Annotated in this window: 17 protein-coding genes; 10 read left to right on the top strand and 7 right to left on the bottom strand. The window is 61.8% G+C overall.

Going from position 1 to position 17918, the window contains the following annotated elements:
• Positions 1-75 precede the first annotated feature (75 nt).
• The 3 genes from FJ970_RS28405 (at position 76) to FJ970_RS28395 (ending at position 3010) form a co-directional block, all read left to right on the top strand.
• On the top strand, positions 76-1089 hold the full coding sequence (locus FJ970_RS28405; protein ID WP_140756981.1) for a substrate-binding domain-containing protein: 1014 nt from the start codon (positions 76-78) through the stop codon (positions 1087-1089).
• 74 nt (positions 1090-1163) lie between these two features.
• The gene (locus FJ970_RS28400; RefSeq protein WP_127870434.1) at positions 1164-1961 is read left to right on the top strand and encodes an ATP-binding cassette domain-containing protein; all 798 of its coding nucleotides are present in this window, start codon (positions 1164-1166) and stop codon (positions 1959-1961) included.
• Positions 1958-3010 carry an ABC transporter permease gene (locus FJ970_RS28395; RefSeq protein ID WP_140756983.1) on the top strand — a complete coding sequence of 351 codons (1053 nt, stop codon included), beginning with the start codon at positions 1958-1960 and terminating at the stop codon, positions 3008-3010. The genes FJ970_RS28400 and FJ970_RS28395 overlap by 4 nt, the downstream gene beginning before the upstream one ends.
• Before the next feature lie 177 nt (positions 3011-3187).
• On the opposite strand, the gene FJ970_RS28390 is transcribed toward FJ970_RS28395, so the two are convergent.
• The 6 genes from FJ970_RS28390 to FJ970_RS28365 all read right to left on the bottom strand — a co-directional run bounded on the left by FJ970_RS28390 (position 3188) and on the right by FJ970_RS28365 (position 9657).
• The gene (locus FJ970_RS28390; RefSeq protein ID WP_140756985.1) at positions 3188-3931 is read right to left on the bottom strand and encodes a ribonuclease activity regulator RraA; all 744 of its coding nucleotides are present in this window, start codon (positions 3929-3931) and stop codon (positions 3188-3190) included.
• Positions 3932-3954: 23 nt separating this feature from the next.
• The gene (locus FJ970_RS28385) at positions 3955-5118 is read right to left on the bottom strand and encodes a mandelate racemase/muconate lactonizing enzyme family protein (RefSeq protein ID WP_140756987.1); all 1164 of its coding nucleotides are present in this window, start codon (positions 5116-5118) and stop codon (positions 3955-3957) included.
• Positions 5119-5146: 28 nt separating this feature from the next.
• Positions 5147-6244, bottom strand: a complete 1098-nt coding sequence (locus FJ970_RS28380; RefSeq protein WP_140756989.1) for an ABC transporter ATP-binding protein — start codon at positions 6242-6244, stop codon at positions 5147-5149.
• Positions 6245-6254: 10 nt separating this feature from the next.
• Entirely contained in the window at positions 6255-7145 is an 891-nt protein-coding gene (locus tag FJ970_RS28375) for a carbohydrate ABC transporter permease (RefSeq protein WP_140756991.1), read from the bottom strand.
• Positions 7142-8101 carry a carbohydrate ABC transporter permease gene (locus FJ970_RS28370; RefSeq protein ID WP_140756993.1) on the bottom strand — a complete coding sequence of 320 codons (960 nt, stop codon included), beginning with the start codon at positions 8099-8101 and terminating at the stop codon, positions 7142-7144. Before FJ970_RS28370 ends, FJ970_RS28375 begins: the two co-directional genes overlap by 4 nt.
• 77 nt (positions 8102-8178) lie before the next feature.
• Positions 8179-9657 carry an ABC transporter substrate-binding protein gene (locus FJ970_RS28365; RefSeq protein WP_140756995.1) on the bottom strand — a complete coding sequence of 493 codons (1479 nt, stop codon included), beginning with the start codon at positions 9655-9657 and terminating at the stop codon, positions 8179-8181.
• A 184-nt stretch (positions 9658-9841) separates the two neighbouring features.
• On the opposite strand from FJ970_RS28365, the gene FJ970_RS28360 reads away from it, so the two are divergent.
• The 5 genes from FJ970_RS28360 (at position 9842) to FJ970_RS28340 (ending at position 14813) form a co-directional block, all read left to right on the top strand.
• Positions 9842-10552: a GntR family transcriptional regulator gene (locus FJ970_RS28360; RefSeq protein WP_140756997.1), complete on the top strand. Its 711-nt coding sequence runs from the start codon at positions 9842-9844 to the stop codon at positions 10550-10552.
• Between the two features lie 42 nt (positions 10553-10594).
• Positions 10595-11761, top strand: a complete 1167-nt coding sequence (locus FJ970_RS28355) for a mandelate racemase/muconate lactonizing enzyme family protein (protein WP_140756999.1) — start codon at positions 10595-10597, stop codon at positions 11759-11761.
• A 54-nt stretch (positions 11762-11815) separates the two neighbouring features.
• The gene (locus FJ970_RS28350) at positions 11816-13174 is read left to right on the top strand and encodes a mandelate racemase/muconate lactonizing enzyme family protein (protein WP_140757001.1); all 1359 of its coding nucleotides are present in this window, start codon (positions 11816-11818) and stop codon (positions 13172-13174) included.
• Positions 13175-13277: 103 nt separating this feature from the next.
• Entirely contained in the window at positions 13278-13604 is a 327-nt protein-coding gene (locus FJ970_RS28345; RefSeq protein WP_140505846.1) for an NIPSNAP family protein, read from the top strand.
• A 9-nt stretch (positions 13605-13613) separates the two neighbouring features.
• Positions 13614-14813, top strand: coding sequence for a mandelate racemase/muconate lactonizing enzyme family protein (locus tag FJ970_RS28340; RefSeq protein WP_140757003.1), 1200 nt, complete (start codon positions 13614-13616; stop codon positions 14811-14813).
• Between the two features lie 123 nt (positions 14814-14936).
• Here the strand turns inward: FJ970_RS28340 and FJ970_RS28335 are convergent, their stop codons facing one another.
• The gene (locus FJ970_RS28335) at positions 14937-15845 is read right to left on the bottom strand and encodes a GntR family transcriptional regulator (protein ID WP_140757005.1); all 909 of its coding nucleotides are present in this window, start codon (positions 15843-15845) and stop codon (positions 14937-14939) included.
• A 258-nt stretch (positions 15846-16103) separates the two neighbouring features.
• On the opposite strand from FJ970_RS28335, the gene FJ970_RS28330 reads away from it, so the two are divergent.
• Together FJ970_RS28330 and FJ970_RS28325 are read left to right on the top strand one after the other, a co-directional pair.
• Positions 16104-17060: an ABC transporter permease gene (locus FJ970_RS28330; RefSeq protein WP_140757073.1), complete on the top strand. Its 957-nt coding sequence runs from the start codon at positions 16104-16106 to the stop codon at positions 17058-17060.
• Entirely contained in the window at positions 17057-17842 is a 786-nt protein-coding gene (locus tag FJ970_RS28325) for an ATP-binding cassette domain-containing protein (RefSeq protein ID WP_140757007.1), read from the top strand. The genes FJ970_RS28330 and FJ970_RS28325 overlap by 4 nt, the downstream gene beginning before the upstream one ends.
• Positions 17843-17918: the final 76 nt, after the last annotated feature.

Below are 17918 nucleotides of genomic sequence, written 5' to 3'. Positions count from 1 at the left end.
GCCGCAAGTGGTACTGCCAAAGCAATCGTTCAAAGGCCCCCTCGGCTGACGAGGGAAACAATGGGAGGAACGTGCATGAGCATCGCGATCAGAACGACACTTCTGCGCACGACCGTCGTGGCGGCGGCCACGGCGCTTACCGCCGCAATCTCCACCTTGCCGGCGCAGGCGCTCGACGCCCAATGGTGCAAGGACGTTCACATCCGCTTCTTCGTCGGCGGTGCCGAGGGCGACGCCTTCGGCACCATCGTCTACAATGGCGCCAAGCAGGCCGCGGCCGATCTCGGGCCCAAGGTCGACTACATCTTCTCCCAATGGGACGCGGAGAAGATGGTGCAACAATTGCGCGAAGCGGTCGCGGTCAAGCCTCAGGGCATCGCCATGATGGGCCATCCGGGCGACGCCGCGATCATGCCGCTCGCCGAAGAGGCGCATAAGGACGGCATCAAGATGATGTACCAGAACGTCCCGGTGCCGAAGGTGACGGCCGCGTTCGGTGGCGGCTATGTCGGCGCGCAGCAGGAACAGCAGGGCCGCGCGCTCGGCGCCGAAGCGTTCAAGCTCGGCAAGCTCAAGGCCGGCGACAAGGCAATCATGATCGGCCCGTTCGAGAACGAGAACCGGGGCGCGCGCGAGCGCGGCACGGTGGCGGCGCTGAAGGAAGCGGGGGTCGAGGTCATCCAGCTGTCCTCGCCGCCGAGCGGCGAATGGGCTTCCGACCCCAACCTCGCCATTCCGGTGATCACGGCGGCGCTCCTCAATCACCCGGACATCAAGGCGGTCGGCTATCCCGGCGGCCAGATGCTCGGCAATGTCGCAACCTACATGCAGGCGGCGGGGCGCAAGCCCGGCGATATTTTCAACTTCGGTTTCGACACCAGCCCGCAGATCGTCGAAGGCTTCAAGGGCGGCTGGGTGCAGCTGACGGCCGACCAGCAGCCGTTCCTGCAGGGCTATCTGCCGATCCTCAGCCTTTGCCAGCAAGTGGTGCTGGGTCTTGCGCCGATGAATGTCGACACCGGCGCCGGCTTCGTCACGCCGGAGAATTACGAGATCGTCGCGGAACTCGCCAAGCAGGCGCTGCGCTGAGCTCCCAAGCCGTCGGCCGGGATCAGGCCCCGGCCGGCGGGACCGCTGGTGCGTAACAGTCAAGCGAGGATCCGATGGCCGAACGTCTCATAGAACTGCGCGATATCGCCAAGTCCTACGGCCACGTCTACGCACTTGGCGGGGTCAATCTCAGCGTCGACCGCGGCGAGGTGGTCGGCCTCATCGGCGACAACGGCGCCGGCAAGTCGACGCTGATCAAGATCCTGTCGGGCGTGGTCAAGCCGACCAGCGGCGAGATCCTCATCCGCGGTAAGCCGGTGACCGGATGGAATGCGGCACGTTCGCGCGAGGCCGGCATCGAAACGGTGTTCCAGGACCGGGCGCTGGCCGTGCAGCAGACGATCGTGCGCAATATCTTCATGGGCCGCGAACTCACCGGCTTTCTCGGCTGGCTGAAGGTCGGCAAGGAAATCGAGGAGGCGAGTCGGCTGATGCGCGAGATAGGCTTCACCTCGAAAGTATTCACGCCGCACTCGATCGTCGGCCAGTTGTCGGGCGGCGAACGTCAGGGCGTGGCGATCGCGCGCGCCATCTACAAGCAGGCGGAACTGATCGTCCTCGACGAGCCGACGACGGCGCTGTCTCTGACCGAGACCGCCAAGGTCTTCCATTTCGTGCGCCAGGTGCGGGCGAGCGGCCGCTCGATCCTGTTCATCGGCCACAACATCCATCATGTCTTCGACATCGCCGATCGCTTCGTGGTGCTGGATCGCGGCAAGGTCGCGCTCACAGCCGACCGGAGCGAGGTCAAGTCGGCCGAAGATCTCATCAATTTCATGGAAGACGTCGCACATCCGGGTGGGTTGGCCGGGTTGCACGACACCGGCGACGCGGAGCAGAGAGCACGATGAGCAAGACCATGGAGCCCAATCTGCACGAGCCGGCGGCCGGCACTTCCCGCCAAGGCAGTTCCCAGAACGAGTGGAAGCACCCGTCCGATCACTGGATGCGCGGCTTCATCCTTGACAACCGCGCGTCGCTTGGCACGCTCGGCGTGTTCATCGTCATGATGGCGGTGTTCATGATCGCCAACCCGACGGTCTTCACAACCTGGTATCTCTACAGCGCCGTGCTCACCACGCTTCCCGTGGCGCTGTTCGTGGTCGTGCCGCTGGTCTTCGTCGTCACCTGCGGCGAGATCGACCTGTCGTTTCCCGCGACGATGGGTTTTGCCTCCTGGGTCTTCGCGCTGGTGGTGCAGGCCGGCTACGATCCGTTCCTCGGCATTGTGGCAGCGCTGGTCACCGGCACGCTGCTCGGTTTCCTCGTCGGGTCGCTGGTGGTCTATGGCGGGCTGTCGTCGCTGATCGCCACGCTTGGCATGAATTTCCTGCTGCGTGGACTGATCCAGATCATCAATGAGGGCAGATCGACGTCGCTGACCAGCCTTGCCGACAGCTGGGCCTACAGGATCTTTTCCAGCCAGATCCTGGGCGTCCCAGTGCAGATATTCTGGGCCATCGCCTTCGTCGTCCTTTCGGCGCTGCTCTACAACCGCCACCGCTTCGGTGCGCAGGTCAAGGTGGTCGGCGACAATCCCGACAGTGCCCAGCAGATGGGCATCGACGTCAAGCGCGTGCGGGTGAAAGTGTTCGTCTTCGTCGGCATCGGGGCCGCGATCGCCGGCACCTTCTCGGTGATGATCAACTTCACCTGGTGGCCGACGGCAGGCGACGGCTATCTCTTGCCGGTGCTGGCCTCGGTGTTCGTCGGCGGCACGCCGACCTGGGGCGGTATCGGCACAGTGGCCGGCGGCGCGATCGGCGCGGTCACGGTGTCGTTCATCCAGACCGGCGTCGTGGCGGCTGGCCTGAGCGGCTTCTACGTCCAGTTCTTCAACGGGCTGATCATCATCCTTTCGCTGCTTGGCCATAAATGGAACCAGGCAAGGTATCGGTGACACGATCAGCTTGGTGCAAGAATTTGTTGGCCGACGGCGCCGGCATTGATGGAGCTGTCCGCCAACTCACGTAACTCGGTATGGGTGGCTTTTTTCTCCTCAAACTTCACCGAGAACATCGGCACGGTTGGCCACGCGCCAAAGCTATCGGTGACCGCGGAGTTTTGCGTCGTCCGACTATTGAAATTTCGGGTTGGCTTTCCGCCAAGCCTCATACTCTTCGTTGGCACTTGGGTGCAGCGGATAATAGCGTTGCAACGACCCGCCCTCCATGAGCTTCATGCGCGAAAATTCCTCCCATTCGTGATGCTTTTGGGATTCCTCGATCACCTTCGCGGCCATTGCGACGGGCAGCACCACCACCCCGTCATCGTCGGCGACGATGATGTCGCCGGGGATCACCGTGACACCGCCGCAGGCAATCGGAACGTTGACGGCATTGGGATAGATGCTGGTTTGCACATGGTAGTTGGGCGTCCAGCCGCGCAGCCATAGCGCCAGATCGAGCTTTTCGACATTGGGCCGGTCGCGCATGCACCCGTCGATGACGATACCCGCGCCGCCTCTGCCCTTGAAATACGTCGACATCATATCGCCGAAGACGCCCGAGCTCATGTCGCCGCGCGCGTCGACCACGACCACGTCGCCTTCCTGCGCGTGGTAGAGCACATGCCGGTGCAATTGCGTCTCCGGGTCGGCATATTCGCCCTCGGTGAAGAGGTCCGGCCGCTGCGGCATGAACTGCAGCGTCAGCGCCGGCCCGACGATCGACTTGCCGTGGTTCTGCGCCACCGGACCGACCATGTGCGGATTGCGGAAGCCCATATGGCCAAGCGTGCCGGCGACCGTCGCGGCGCCGATCTCCCTTAGCGCGTCGATCAGATCCTTGGGCGGCCGCGTGATGTCGGAAGTATGCGTCATTGTGGACTCCGATTGAAAGGGAACTACCAGTTCGTGACAGAACCATCGCGGCGCTTGAGGTGGGGCGCTTCCCAGAAACGGAAGCTCTGCGCGCGGACCGCCTCTTCGTTGACCTCGACGCCGAGCCCCGGCAGATCGGTGACGAGATAATCGGGGCCGTCGAGCCGTGGTTGCACCGGGAAGAATTCGGAATTGTCGAAGCCAAGCTTTGCTTCGGGCGCCCTTGTCTCCAGCCACGAAAAATTGGGTACCGCGGCGGCCAGATGCACGGTCGCGGCCGTGCATACTGGACCAAGCGGATTGTGTGGCATCAGGTCCACATAGTGCGCCTCGCTCCAGCCGGCGACTTTCATCGCTTCGGTGAACCCGCCGACATTGCAGATATCGAGCCGGTTGAACTGGTGGATGCCGCGCTCGATATAAGGCAGGAATTGCCACTTGCTTGCAAATTCCTCGCCGATGGCAAAGGGGATGTCGGTCATGGTGCGCAGGGACTCGTAGGCCTCCGGCGTCTCGTCGCGTATCGGCTCCTCGAGGAAATCGAGCACGCCGCGGTCGAGCTTGTTGCAGAAGCTCGCCGCCTCCGCCACCGACAGCCGATGATGATAGTCGATGCCGAGGACGACATCGTCGCCCAGCGCCCCGCGCGCCTTGTTCAGCATAGTCGCTGTAGCGCCGATCGACTCGCGGGGCTCGAAGATGTCCCTGCTGTTTTGCCCGACGGGGAAAAAGCGGATTGCCTGCCAGCCCTGGGCGCGCAGTTCGCGGGCCCGCTCGATGGCAACATCGCCCTCGGCCTCGTCTCCGGTCGAGGCGAAGGTGGGGATCCGGTCCCGTTGCTTGCCGCCCAGCAGCTCGTAGACCGGCACCCCCAGCGCCTTGCCCTTGATGTCGTGAAGGGCGATGTCGATGGCGGATATCGCCGCCTGCAGAACGCGCCCGCCTTCGAAATACTGGCTGCGATAAACCTCCTGCCAGATCCGCCCGATCTGCATGGGGTCGCGGCCGACCAGAAACTCGCGATAGTGCTCGACCGCGCCGGCCACGGCCTTCTCGCGTCCGCTCAGGCCGCTCTCGCCCCAGCCGAAGATGCCGTGGTCGGTCTCGACCTTGACCAGCATCTGGTTGCGCGTTCCCACCCACACCGGATAGGGCTTGATCGCGGTGATCTTAAGCTTCGCAGTCATCCACGTCCCACAAGCATTCCGCCCTGTCTCAGTCGGCCTCGAGGGCCATTTCGGTTTCGCCGTCGAACAGATGCATCCGCTCCTGGTCGAACTCGAGCCAGATACGCTCGTCGGGCGCGACGGCAATGTTCGGCGGCACGCTGACATTGACGATGGCGCCGGACAGGAACGCCTGCACGAAGGTGACGTCTCCGGTTGGCTCCACCGTGTAGATCTTGGCCGGGATGCTGCCTGACACCGCGCTCTTGTGCAGTTTGATCGTCGAGTGACGTGCGCCGAGTACGACTTTCTTGGTCGTTGCCTTCGTGACCTTCTGGACGTTGCGCGGCGAGAGCCCGAGGCTCCAACCCTCCGCGCTGGTCAACACGGTTCCGCCGTTCGCGGAGGACGCCTCCAGCGGAATGAGGCTCATCGCCGGGCTGCCGATGAAGCTGGCGACGAACATGTTCACCGGATGGGCAAAGACCTGCGCCGGTGAATCGTATTGCTGCAGGAAGCCACCGTTCATCACCGCCATCTTGTCGGCCATCGTCACGGCTTCGAGCTGGTCGTGCGTTACATAGATGATCGTCGCCTTCAGATCCTGGTGGAAGCGCTTGATCTCCGACCGCATCTGCACGCGCAGTTTGGCGTCGAGGTTGGAGAGCGGCTCGTCCATGAGGAACACCGCTGGGTCGCGCACGAGCGCGCGGCCCAGGGCGACGCGCTGCTGCTGCCCGCCCGAAAGTTCACGCGGCTTGCGTTCGAGCAGGTGCGTCATGTCGAGCACCCGCGCCGCTTCCTTGACCTTCTTGTCGATCTCGTCCCTGGGCAGTTTGCGCATCTGCAGCGGGAAAGCGAGATTCATATAGACCGACTTTTGCGGATAGAGCGCGTAGTTCTGGAACACCATTGCGATGTCCCTGTCCTTGGGGTCGAGATCGTTGACCACCCGGTCCCCGATGACGATGTCGCCCGAGGTGATCGGGGTCAGCCCCGCGACGAGATTGAGCGTGGTTGTCTTGCCGCAGCCTGAAGGGCCGACGAGCGCAACGAACTCGCCGTCGCTGACCGTCAGCGAAACGTCGTTGACGGCCTTGAAGTTGCCGTAGGTCTTGACGAGATCTTTGAGGGCCACGTGGGCCATCGGCAACTCCCTAATGCTTGACCGCGCCTTCTGTCAGGGCGCGTACGAAGTATCGTTGCAGGACGAGGAACAGCACCACGACGGGCACGCTCATCATGAAGCTCGCCGCCATCAGGCCCGGAAAGTCAGTCGTATTTTCCGAGAAAAAGCGCTGGATGCCGACCGGCAGCGTCAGCTGGTCGTTCTTGGAGAGGAAGGTGTAGGCGTAGATGTATTCGTTCCACGCGCCGATGAAGGAATAGATCGCAGTGGCGATGATCCCCGGCGTCGAGAGCGGCATCACGATCATGATGAAGGCCTGAAACCGCGTTGCCCCGTCGATGCGCGCCGCCTGCTCGAGCTGCACCGGGATATTGTCGTAGAAGCCCTTAAGCAGCCAGATCGCCAGGGGCAGGCCGAAGGTGAGGTAGGTCAGGATCAGCGAGCCATGCGTGTTCACCAGCCCGATCGCGCGCATCAGGATGAAGAGCGGCACGAGAAAGATCACCGCCGGGAACATGTTGCGCAGCAGCACGGCGAAGAACAGGAAGTTCCGGCCCGGGAAAGTGAAGCGCGAAAACGCATAGGCCGCGGGGACGGCCACGATCACCGAAAGGATTGTCGTGGCGGTCGACACGAACAGGCTGTTCCAGAAGAAGCGCAGGAAGTCCTGGCCGACACTGTTCTGCGGATCGAGCAGCTTCTGGTAGCTGGCAAGCGTAGGCTCGTCCGGCCACCATTGTGGCGGGAATTGCGTCGCCGCGAAGCCGGACTTGATGGAGGTGACCAGCATCCAGATCATCGGCACCCCGGTGTAGAGCAGCATGAACAACAGGAAGATGCGCCCGGCCCACCGCCATCCGTCGACGCGCATGCGGCGACGGGTCCGGCCTCGAGAGGCTGTCTCGGCGATCGTGCTCATGCGCTCCCCTCTTTCCGCTCATTGCCGCTCAGCGCACGGACGTAGAAATAGCCCAGCGCCATCAGGATGAGGAACAGGAGCACCGAATATGCGGATGCCACGCCCCAGCGCTGGCGGCCGAAGGCGAGCTCGTAAATGTGGGTTATCCAGATATGCGATGCGTTCGACGGCCCGCCTCCGGTCATGATCCAGGGGATGATGAAGGAATTGAAGTTGGCTACCGCCAGCAGCAGGATCGTAACCACCGAGACGTTGCGCAAGTGCGGGAAGGTGACGTGCCAGAAACGCTGCCACGCATTGGCCCCGTCGACTTTGGCGGCGCGCAACAACTGGTCGGGGACAGTCTGCAGGCCGGCCATCATCATGATCATGGCAAACGGGAACTCGCGCCAGATATTGACGACGATCAGGGAGGGCAGCACGGTGCTGACGTTGTCGATGAAATTGGGCGGCCGGTCGGTCAGTCCGAAGCCCACCAGCACCGCGCCGATGATGCCGAAATCCGAATGGTAGATCCACTTCCAGATATAGGAGGCGGCGACGGCGCTGATCACCCAAGGAATGATCAGGATGGCACGCAGGACACCGCGGCCGACAAAGTCGCGGTGGAGCGCCAGCGCCGTGGCAAACCCCAGGACAAAAGAGATGAAGGTGGACCCGAATGTCCAGATCAGGGTGTTCCAGGTTACCTTCCAGAACACCTCACTGGTGAGGATGGTGGTGTAGTTTTCGAAGCCGATGAATGTCTTGTCGCGGAGCTGCAGACCAGGCGGCGTCTTATAGAACGACAACTCGATCGTGTAGTAGATCGGATAGGCGATGACGATGAGCATCACGGCGATCGCCGGGAGCACGTATGCATAGTCGGCGCGATGCTCCCAGACGTTCCGCAACGCGCCGGACCTGCCGGGTTGCAATTTTCGGCGAGCCTCGGCCTTGCCGGTCACGATCGTCACTGTGGCGTGCCCTTGTTCTTCGGAATGAACCGGCTGCGCTCTCGGCGCAGCCGGCCAGATCGGAGGTCAGGTCCGGACTAGAGTCCGCCCATCAGGTCTTTCACCTTCTTGGCCGCGTCGTCCGCTGCCTGATCGACGGTCATCGCTCCGGTCAGGGCATTCTGCAGCATGTCCGGGACGATGATGTTCATGATCTCGGGGGACTCCGGCAGCGCCGGAAACGGGATGCCATACGGCAGCATCGAGGTCGTGACATCGAGGAACTTGATGTTGTCCAGACGTTCCTTCATCCACTTGGTCTTGAAACCGTTGAGGTTGCCCGGGTTCGAGCCGGCATAGGCCATCTTCAGCGACCATTCAGGGCTCGTCCACATGCAGATGATCGCCTTCGCCGCCGGCTCGTCCACCTTGCCGCCCTCTACATATTCGGGCTTCAGGATGTGAATGTTCGAGCCGCCGAACACGACGGCGCGCTTGCCGTCGGGGCCGGTCGGGATCAGGCCGTAGCGCATGTTGTCGATGACGGTCTGCGCCTTGTCCTTGTCGGTTCCGGTCGCCTTGGCCTGGAGGTCGAGCATGACGTTGTAGTCGGACGGGTGCGAGATCATCATGCCCAACTGGCCGGCGACGAACAGAGGCTGGTTGTCGGCCTGCTGGTTGGTAAGTGCCGAAACCGGAACAGACTTGTCGCGAACATACATGTCGTATGAGGCTTGCAGCGCCGCCTTGCTCTGCGGGCTGTCGAGCTCCACTTCCTTGTAAGTCGGATTCGCGGTGGCTTCGTCGAAGACGCCGCCGCCATAGGCCCACAACTGCGGCATGAAGCGATAGGGCGTATTGCCGGCATTCTTGCGAGCCACGAGGCCGTAACCGGCAATGCCGAGCTTGTCGTGGATCTGCTTGGAGTATTTGACGACGTCGTCCCAGGTTGCCGGAGCCTTGTCCGGATCGAGGCCCGCACGCTTGAAGATGTCGGCATTCCAGATGAACGCCATCGTCTCGTTGTTCGTCGGTATGCCGTAGGTCACCCCATCCCAGGTCACGGCCTTCATGGCGCCGGGCCAGAAATCCTCGGTCGAATAGCCGACATCCTCGGGTTTGAGCGGCTGCAGGTAGCCCTTCGAGGCGAATTCGGTACCGCCCAGGATTTGCAGGCGCACCGCCATCGGCGCGGCATTGCCCAGGAGTGCCGTGCGGAATTTGTCGAGAAGGTCGTTATAGGTGAGTGCCTGTTCCTCGAGCTGGATGTTCGGATAGGTCTTGCGGAAAGTCTCGAAGAAATCCTTGTAGTACTGGCGCAGGAGGTCGGGGTCGCCCTCGAACACGCCCTGATACCAGAAAGTCAGTCGCCCCTTGTAATCGAGCGGGGTGATCTTGGCGCAATCGCCGGCCGTGTCGAAATCCTGTGTTCCGGCGATGGAGCGCACATATTCGGGCGACCATTTGCTCAGGTCGACCGGCGGCGCACCCAGCGCCGACGTGGACATAAGCGATGCCGCCAAAACTCCGACGACAGTGCCGCGCAGGACCGCACTGCCGAGCATGATCCTCGTCATAGGTATCCTCCCTGGTTCTCCGCCCTGCGATCGCGAGGATGGTTCTTTCGGTATAATGTACCCCCTCGATCAGTTAGTACGTTTTCAGATCATGAATTCCCTGTCAACGCGCCAGATCGTACATTGTTTGTGGGAACCATGCGTGATATCGGACAGACTGTGTATTAATTTGGGGGAGCCGGCCTTGGCCGAAACAAGCGATTTCAAAGCGAAGCCACCTGCGGGGATCGACGCCATCGGAGCCTCCAGCGAGGGTGCCTCGCTTTATCAACTGATAAGGGAAGACATCATCGAGGGACGGCTCGCCGCCAACGAACGGCTTGTTGTCACGGATCTCGCCCGCCGCCACGGCACTTCGACCAATCCCGTGCGGGAGGCCCTGCAACTGTTGCGCGGCGAGGGGTTCGTCATCTTCTCGCCCAATCGCGGGGCGCGTGTAAGGCCCATCGATCAGGATTTTGTTCGCGACATCTACGAAATCGGTGTTCTGATCGAACCAGCCTTGACGCGATGGTTCGTGGGTATGGCTACCGGCGAGGACATCGCCGAACTGGAACGTATCCAAGGCCTGATCGAAGAGAACAACTTCGCCGACACGTTTAGGCACAGCGAACTGGATACAGCCTTCCACACCGTGATGTACCAGCGGCACTATAACCGCCATGCGGCCGAGCTCTGGTGGAAGCATCGCGAAGTGCTGCGAGCGGTGAGCCGACGCTTCAATTTCACGCTCGCGCGGCGTGCCGCGATCATTCGCGAGCACCGCGAACTCATTGCGCTCATCAAGGCGGGAGAGGCAGACAAGGCAGCCGAAGTCATTTCCCGCCATGTCGAGGGCTCCGGCCGGCATGTTCTCGAACAGATGCGTGCGCGCAACGCCGCTCGGGCCGGATAGGACGAGGGATCAAGTCTAGGATTACGGACAAAGGTAGTTGAAATGAAAATCACGAGCGTTCGGCCGTGGCTGATCAAGTCCGATGCTTCCTATTGGGGAGAATTCCTGTTCGTCGAGGTGACGACGGACGAGGGGGTGAGCGGCTGGGGAGAGATCACCACCACCACCAAGCTCGCCAACCGTGCCCTCTGCACGATCCTTCGACAGATCGGAGCCGCGGTGACGGGCGAGGATCCGGCGCGTATCGAGTATCTATGGCACAAGATCTTCCGCAGCTTCACCTATATGGGCAGCCGCGGCGCCGCGGTCGAATGCGTGAGCGCGATCGACATAGCCCTCTGGGATCTCAGGGGCAAAGCTCTCGGCAAGCCGGTCTACGAGCTCTTGGGCGGGCCAGTCCGGGATGAAATCGCGCTCTACACCCATCCCAACCAGGCTAAATTCACCAGCAAGGATGCTGTGGCCCGCGAAATCCTGGACATTGTCGAGTCCGGACACACTGCTCTCAAGTTCGATCCTTTCCCTCACCAGGGTCGCGGTGCCGGCGGCGTGTCGCGCGAACAGCGGGACGGCTACCTCGATGGCAGCATGACCCGCAAGGACGAGCGCGAGGCTGCCGAACTCACGGCTCTGATCCGCGAAACGGCGGGCCCAGATGTCGACATTCTCATCGATGCGCATGGCCGCTTCGACGTTCCGACCGCCATTCGCCTCTGTCGCAGCCTCGAGGAAGCCGGCCAGATCGACTGGTTCGAGGAGCCTTGTCCGCCCGAGAGCCTTAACGCCCTTAAGCAGGTGCGCGAGAAGGTCAGTGCCGCCATTTCGTGGGGCGAGCGCGGCCACACGAAGTGGGATTTCGTGCCGGTGCTCGAGAACAAGCTCGCCGACTACATCATGCCCGACGTCACCTGGACCGGCGGCATTACCGAACTCAAGAAGATTTCCGCCCTGTGCGAAGCCTACTACATCCCGGTCTCGCCCCATGATGCCGCGGGGCCGATCAACGTGGTTGCGGGAGCGCAGGTGATGATGACCGTTCCGAACTTCTACAAGCTCGAAACGTCGGAGTGGAATTTGGGTAAGTACAATCATCTCATCGACAAGCCGCTCGACGTTTCGAACGGCAGCCTCAAGCTTTCGTCGAGGCCGGGCCTCGGCATCGAGATGAACCGCGATTATTTGCAAGCCCATGAGATCGAACTGGGCTAGCGCCATCGGCAGCATGCGGGGCGACAGGCCCGCCGACCAGAACGAGGATAAGTTATGCCAAGGACGGATGGAGCCGACGAGGCCCTCAACCGGGTCAACACCAATTCGAAGCCGTCCGAGCTTCGCATCACCGACATGCGGGTGGCCGAGATCGTCGGTGCGCCGTTCACCTCGGCGCTGCTCAAGATCTATACCAACCAGGGCATCGTCGGGCTTGGCGAGGTGCGCGACGGCGCCAGCGCCACCTACGCGCTGATGTTGAAGGGCCGGCTGCTTGGCGAGAACCCCTGCGACATCGACCGCCTGTTTCGCCGGATCAAGCAGTTCGGCGGGCACGGCCGGCAGGGCGGCGGCGTCTCGGCGGTCGAAATCGCGCTGTGGGACATCGCCGGCAAGGCCTATGGTGTGCCGATCTACCAGATGCTGGGCGGACGGTTCCGCGACAAGGTGCGCGTCTATTGCGATACCGACGCCGAGAAACCCAGCGGCACCGAAACCGGCAAGCGCCTCAAGGAACGCATGGGCCGCGGGTTCACCTTCTTGAAGATGGATCTGGGCTTGATGCAGATCGCCCATGTCCCGGGCGCCGTGGTCGCACCCGCCGGCGCGTTCGAAGGGTTTAACGGCAACCCGCGCGGCCGCGGTGGCTCGTTCGAGGAGCGAAAGGCCCGCAATCTCGCTTATGACGCGCAGAACGTGCAGCACCCGTTCACAGGCCTGCATTTCACCGAAAAGGGGATAGACCTGCTCGAGCAGTATATCCACGAGGTTCGCGAGGTCATCGGATACGAGATCCCGCTTGCCATCGACCATGTCGGCCACATCTCGCTGCAGGATGGCATACGCCTGTCGCGCCGTATCGAGAAATACGTTCCGGCCTGGCTGGAGGACGTGATCCCCTGGCAATACACCGAGCAGTACCGGCAATTGCAGCAGGCTACCACGGTGCCGATCTGCACCGGCGAGGACATCTACCTCAAGGAAGGCTTCGAGCCGCTGCTCAAGAGCGGCGGCCTCTCGGTCATCCACCCGGACCTGCTCACCAGTGGGGGCATTCTCGAGACCAAGAAGATCGGCGATATGGCGCAGGATCACGGTGTCGCCATGGCGATCCATATGGCCGAAAGTCCGATCGCCGCGATGGCCGCCGCGCATGTCGCCACCGCGACCGAGAACTTCATGGCGCTCGAGTTTCACAGCGTCGAAGTGGACTGGTGGGACGATATCGTCACGGGTCTGCCCAAGCCGCTTGTGAAGGACGGCTTCATCACCGTGCCCGACAAGCCGGGGCTGGGCATCGACGACGTGGTCGAGGAGGTGATCAGCCAGCATCTGCAGCCCGGTGTCACGGGGATATGGCAATCCACCGAGCATTGGGACAATGAATATAGCTGGGACCGGACCTGGAGTTAGCCCAGACCCCTTGCCCTCATTCCCCCAGGCTCACCGGACCAACGACCGACCATTCGTGTCGACCTCTCCCAAGGGAGAGGCGAAGAAAGAAACGGACGAAACCATGATCTACGAACTGCGTATCTATGACTGCCTGCCGGGCAGGCTGCCGACTTTGCTCAAGCGCTTTTCCGACCAAACGCTGGCCATCTGGGAGAGGCATGGCATCCGCCAAGCCGGGTTTTTCACCACGGCGATCGGCGAAAACAGCAATCGCCTCACCTATTTCCTCGCCTGGGAATCGCTGGCCGAGCGTGAGGCGAAATGGGCGGCTTTCGTCACCGATCCGGCATGGCACAGGGCCCGGGACGAGTCTGAGCGCGACGGGCAGATCATTGCCAATATCAGCAGCCAGCTGCTCACGCCGACAGCTTTCTCGTCTGTGAAATAGGACTGCGCCATGAAGATCACCGACCTGCGGTGCGCCGTTATCGGCAAACATCCCATCGTCCGCATCGTCACTGACGAAGGTCTCTACGGCCTTGGCGAGGTCGAGTTCACCAAGGCCTACCTCAAGCCATGGGTGCTGCATTTCCGCGAGGCGCTGATCGGCGAGGATCCGACCGACGTCGAGCGGGTCATGTTGAAGATCCGCCAACGCGGCTCTTTCAAGCCCTATGGCGCGGCGGTCAGCGCCATCGAACATGCGCTGTGGGACATTGCCGGCAAGGCCGCGGGCGTGCCGGCATATAAGCTGCTCGGCGGCAAGGTGCGCGACAAGGTGCGCGTCTACAACGGCTCGATCCGCCAGAAGCGCACGGGCGACCGGCCGGAGGATTACGCCGCCGATGTCAAATGGATGATGGAGCAGCCGCAGAATTTCTTCATGGTCAAGCAAGGAATCTCGTTCCATTCCAACATGAAGGACACGGTCGATGGCTTCCATTATGGCGTAACGCAGAAGAAGGCCGGCTATCACGGTGCCATGGATCAGGGCGTGATCAGCGAACGCGGTTTCAACCACATGCTCGACTGCGTGATCGCGATGAAGGAAGTGTTGGGCGACAAGGTCAGCCTGGCGCTCGACTGCGGCCCCGGCTGGATGCTGCCCGATGCGATCAAGTTCGCTCGCGCGGTCGAGAAGTACAATTTGATGTGGCTCGAGGACATGTTGACCGGCGACTATGTACCGTGGGTCAACCCGCAGGCCTACCGGGAGCTGACCACCTCTACTTCGACGCCGATCCATACCGGCGAGCAGATTTACCTCAGGCACAATTTCAAGGAGCTGATCGAGACGCAGGCGGTGCGCGTCATCGGCCCCGATCCTGCCGACATTGGCGGCATTGCCGAGCTCAAATGGGTCGCCGAGCACGCCTATATGCACTCGATCCTGATGGCGCCGCACGGCACCGCGAACGGCCTGCTTGGCCTCGGCGCACTGATCAATGTTTGCGCCACCTTGCCCGCCAACTACGTGGCGTTCGAATATCCCAGCGCCTCCGATCCCTGGTGGAACGACATCGTCATCGGCCTGCCCAAGCAGATCGTGAAGGACAGCATGGTGGATCTGCTCGAAGCACCGGGGCTGGGCCTCGACATCGACGCCGAAGGTGCCAGGAAGTATCTCAGGGAAGAGGATGCGGGCTTCTTCGACTGAACCACCTTCTTTGCGCACGACGCCAATCGCTTCACGGCAGCTTGGGTCATTCGGACTAAAGTGTGCCCGTCCGCCATCTCGCCTTAGCTTCCGGGCAGTAATGCGCCGCCATATGTCGGGTAATTATCCTGTCGGAATCTCATCAAATACCAGCAGAGAACGCGTCAGCGTTTCCTTTGCCGAGTCGAGGTGCGCGCGACAGGCGATCTCGATCCGCTTTGCATTGCGGCTTTCCAGCGCATCGATAAAAACGATGTGTTCGACGATGGCTGCCTGATTGCGCTGCTTTTCGTCCTGCTTGTTCCACTGATAGTGATAGTGAAAAATGAACGTGATGATGTCGTAGAAGTCATCGATGAACCGGTTCGGCGATGCCTCGTTGATGAGCCGGTGAAAACGATTGTCGAGCCTGGAGAAGTCATGAAAGCGGCGGTCCATGTGCTCGAGCAGTTCAATGTGCGATAACTTGAGCGCGGCGAGTTTCGCCCACAGCGGAGAACTTTCGGGCTGCTGTGAAAACAGGCGCGCCGACCGCACCTCGAACATCACTCTGATTTCAAACAGTTCGAGTGCGAAGTCTTCCGTGAAGCCTTTGAAAAGCCACCCGGAATTCGGCCGCTTTTCGATCAGGCCGAAGCGGCTGAAACGGATCAGGAATTCCCTGATGCCGTTGGTTGCGACGCCAAATTGCCGGGCAAGGTCAAGCTCGTTGATGCTGGTCCCGGGCCTGGTGTCGCCACGCAGCATCCACTCCATGAATTGCTGTTCGACATGCGTCGCGCGGGGCGTGGTTTCCGCGTCCGGGTAGCAGTCGTCATCGTTGGCCGGTCGCCCAACTGCCCGAATGCCGTTCTCTTCGCTGACCATGGCTCGGTGGACAAGTTCTTCCAGCACCTTGCGTATCGTCGTGCGGCTGACGCCCACCCGCCGCCGCAGCTCGTTCTCGGATGGAAGCTGACCGGCCAACTGCCCGTCGCGCATCATGTGGGCCACGCGATTGAACGCCTTCTTGTAAACGGTGTCGGTTTTCATCGGGGCCTCCAGAGAAAGTCTTGTCCTTTCTAGCATGACCTTTATCCATAAAAAACAACTTGACCCGATACTCCAAGATGTTTTTTATCGATAACAAGAAGATCGAAATTGACACGACTTGGTGGCGCGCGGCTCGCAAGAGTTCGCGCGGGGAGGAAAGTTTTGCCTGAGGTGGGAAACAGCAGCGCCACTGCTGACGAAGGCACGGCTCAAGCGTCGAGGAAAGCGGAGGCGGCGCCGGGTCTGGCGCTTGGCTTGATGTTGCTCAGCGCCGGCCCGGCTGTGATCCTGCTGCTGCTGATTGTCATCCTCGGCTTCCTGTCGCCCTATTTTCTGACCGGCCGCAACCTCAGCAATATCCTTGCCCAGACCGCTGTCATTTCGGTCGTCGCAATGGGCCAGCATCTGGTCATCCTGACGCGTGGCATCGACCTCTCGGTTGGATCGAACCTTGCGCTGGCCTCCGTTCTTGGAGCGTTGAGTTTTCATGCCGGCGCTACCGCGGTGGTCGTGATCGCGGTAATGGTTGGAAGCGGCGCGGCGGTGGGCGCGATAAATGGACTGGTCTACGTCTTCGGCCGGCTGCCACATCCGTTCATCATCACGCTTGCAACGCTGAGCATCGCCAAGGGCCTGGCCCTCGAACTGGCCGACGGGCGTGCGATCCCTGGAATGCCAGATGCGATCGACGTGCTCGGCCGCGAGGCGATCTGGGGCTTGCCAGGTTCGGTCTTCGTCGTGGTCGGTGTCGCCGCGGTCCTGTTTGTCATGGCCAAGACGATGGTGTGGGGGCGCTGGATCTATGCCGTCGGCGGCAGACCGGATGCTGCGTTGCGCATGGGCATTCCGGTGTCTTGGGTTCTGGTCTCGGCCTATGTGATTTCTGGCCTCTGCGCCGGTATCGGCGCTGTCATCCTTGCCGGCCGCACCGACGCCGGTTCGCCGCTGTTCGGCAATTTGCTCGAGCTTGACACGATCGCCGCGGTGATCATCGGCGGCGCCAGTTTTCTCGGCGGTCGCGGCCACCTTGGCCACGCCCTGATCGGTGCCATCATGATCGGCGTCATCCGCAACGCGCTCAACCTGCTCAACGTCAATATCTTCTTCCAGCTCATCGTCATCGGCGTGGTCATCGTCATCGCGGTCGAGGCCGACGTGCTGCGCAATTACCTGGAAGGGCGCGTGCGTGTCATGCAGGCCGGGAGGCAGCCATGACCGCGCCCGCGGCCGAAGCCCGCAGTCCCGGCACTTCAGACCATCCTGTGCTCGCCGTAAGCGGTGCAACCAAGCGCTTCGGCTCTGTCATGGCGCTCGACGATGTCAGCATCGAGGTGCGGCGAGGCGAAATTCTGGGGCTACTCGGTGACAATGGCGCCGGGAAATCGACGCTGACCAAATGCATCAGTGGCGTCCATCAGCTCGACGCCGGCGCGATCGTGCTGGACGGGTTGCCCGCGCAGATACGCTCGCCGGCCGACGCGCGCTTTGCCGGCATCGAGACCGTCTATCAGGACCTGGCGCTGTTCGACAATCTGACGCCGGGGCAGAACTTCTTCGCCGGCCGCGAACTCGCCGGTCCGCAATGGCTGCCGCGCGGCCTGCGTTTCCTGCAGCAGCGCAGGATGGACGCCGAAACCCGGATCCTGCTGGAAAGGCTGAAGGTGACGCTGCCCCGGCTGGACGCGGTCGTCGCCATGATGTCGGGTGGACAAAGACAGGCCATCGCCGTGGCGAGGTCCACGGTCTTCGCCCGCAAGGTCGTCATCCTTGACGAGCCGACGGCAGCCCTTGGACTGCGTGAATCGCGTCAGGTTCTCAATCTGGTGGCGACGCTTCGCGACCAGGGCAACGCCGTCATTCTGATCACCCACAATATGGAGCACGTCATCGAGCTCGCCGACCGTGCGGTGGTCCTGCGCCAGGGCCGCAAGGTCGGCGAACTGGTGCCAACCAAGGACAACAAGCAGGAGTTGGTTTCCATGATCGTGGGGGCCTGAACGCATTCGAGATTTTGCGGACCGCCTCGGTCCGCAAATGCCTGAAGCGTCTTCCGCCGGAAGGCGTCTCAATTCC

Source organism: Mesorhizobium sp. B2-1-8, from assembly GCF_006442545.2.
In the GTDB taxonomy this organism is placed as follows: domain Bacteria; phylum Pseudomonadota; class Alphaproteobacteria; order Rhizobiales; family Rhizobiaceae; genus Mesorhizobium.
Note: the sequence above shows the minus strand (reverse complement) of the source record. Positions and strands in the feature narration are given on the sequence as shown.

Excerpts from the sequence above, each read along its gene's own strand:
- FJ970_RS28390 (WP_140756985.1), bottom strand. The coding sequence starts at position 3,931 with ATGACGCATACTTCCGACATCACGCGGCCGCCCAAGGATCTGATCGAC.
- FJ970_RS28400 (WP_127870434.1), top strand. The coding sequence starts at position 1,164 with ATGGCCGAACGTCTCATAGAACTGCGCGATATCGCCAAGTCCTACGGC.
- FJ970_RS28330 (WP_140757073.1), top strand. The coding sequence starts at position 16,104 with ATGTTGCTCAGCGCCGGCCCGGCTGTGATCCTGCTGCTGCTGATTGTC.
- FJ970_RS28340 (WP_140757003.1), top strand. The coding sequence starts at position 13,614 with ATGAAGATCACCGACCTGCGGTGCGCCGTTATCGGCAAACATCCCATC.
- FJ970_RS28350 (WP_140757001.1), top strand. The coding sequence starts at position 11,816 with ATGCCAAGGACGGATGGAGCCGACGAGGCCCTCAACCGGGTCAACACC.
- FJ970_RS28405 (WP_140756981.1), top strand. The coding sequence starts at position 76 with ATGAGCATCGCGATCAGAACGACACTTCTGCGCACGACCGTCGTGGCG.
- FJ970_RS28325 (WP_140757007.1), top strand. The coding sequence starts at position 17,057 with ATGACCGCGCCCGCGGCCGAAGCCCGCAGTCCCGGCACTTCAGACCAT.
- FJ970_RS28335 (WP_140757005.1), bottom strand. The coding sequence starts at position 15,845 with ATGAAAACCGACACCGTTTACAAGAAGGCGTTCAATCGCGTGGCCCAC.
- FJ970_RS28375 (WP_140756991.1), bottom strand. The coding sequence starts at position 7,145 with ATGAGCACGATCGCCGAGACAGCCTCTCGAGGCCGGACCCGTCGCCGC.
- FJ970_RS28395 (WP_140756983.1), top strand. The coding sequence starts at position 1,958 with ATGAGCAAGACCATGGAGCCCAATCTGCACGAGCCGGCGGCCGGCACT.
- FJ970_RS28380 (WP_140756989.1), bottom strand. The coding sequence starts at position 6,244 with ATGGCCCACGTGGCCCTCAAAGATCTCGTCAAGACCTACGGCAACTTC.
- FJ970_RS28385 (WP_140756987.1), bottom strand. The coding sequence starts at position 5,118 with ATGACTGCGAAGCTTAAGATCACCGCGATCAAGCCCTATCCGGTGTGG.
- FJ970_RS28355 (WP_140756999.1), top strand. The coding sequence starts at position 10,595 with ATGAAAATCACGAGCGTTCGGCCGTGGCTGATCAAGTCCGATGCTTCC.
- FJ970_RS28365 (WP_140756995.1), bottom strand. The coding sequence starts at position 9,657 with ATGACGAGGATCATGCTCGGCAGTGCGGTCCTGCGCGGCACTGTCGTC.
- FJ970_RS28345 (WP_140505846.1), top strand. The coding sequence starts at position 13,278 with ATGATCTACGAACTGCGTATCTATGACTGCCTGCCGGGCAGGCTGCCG.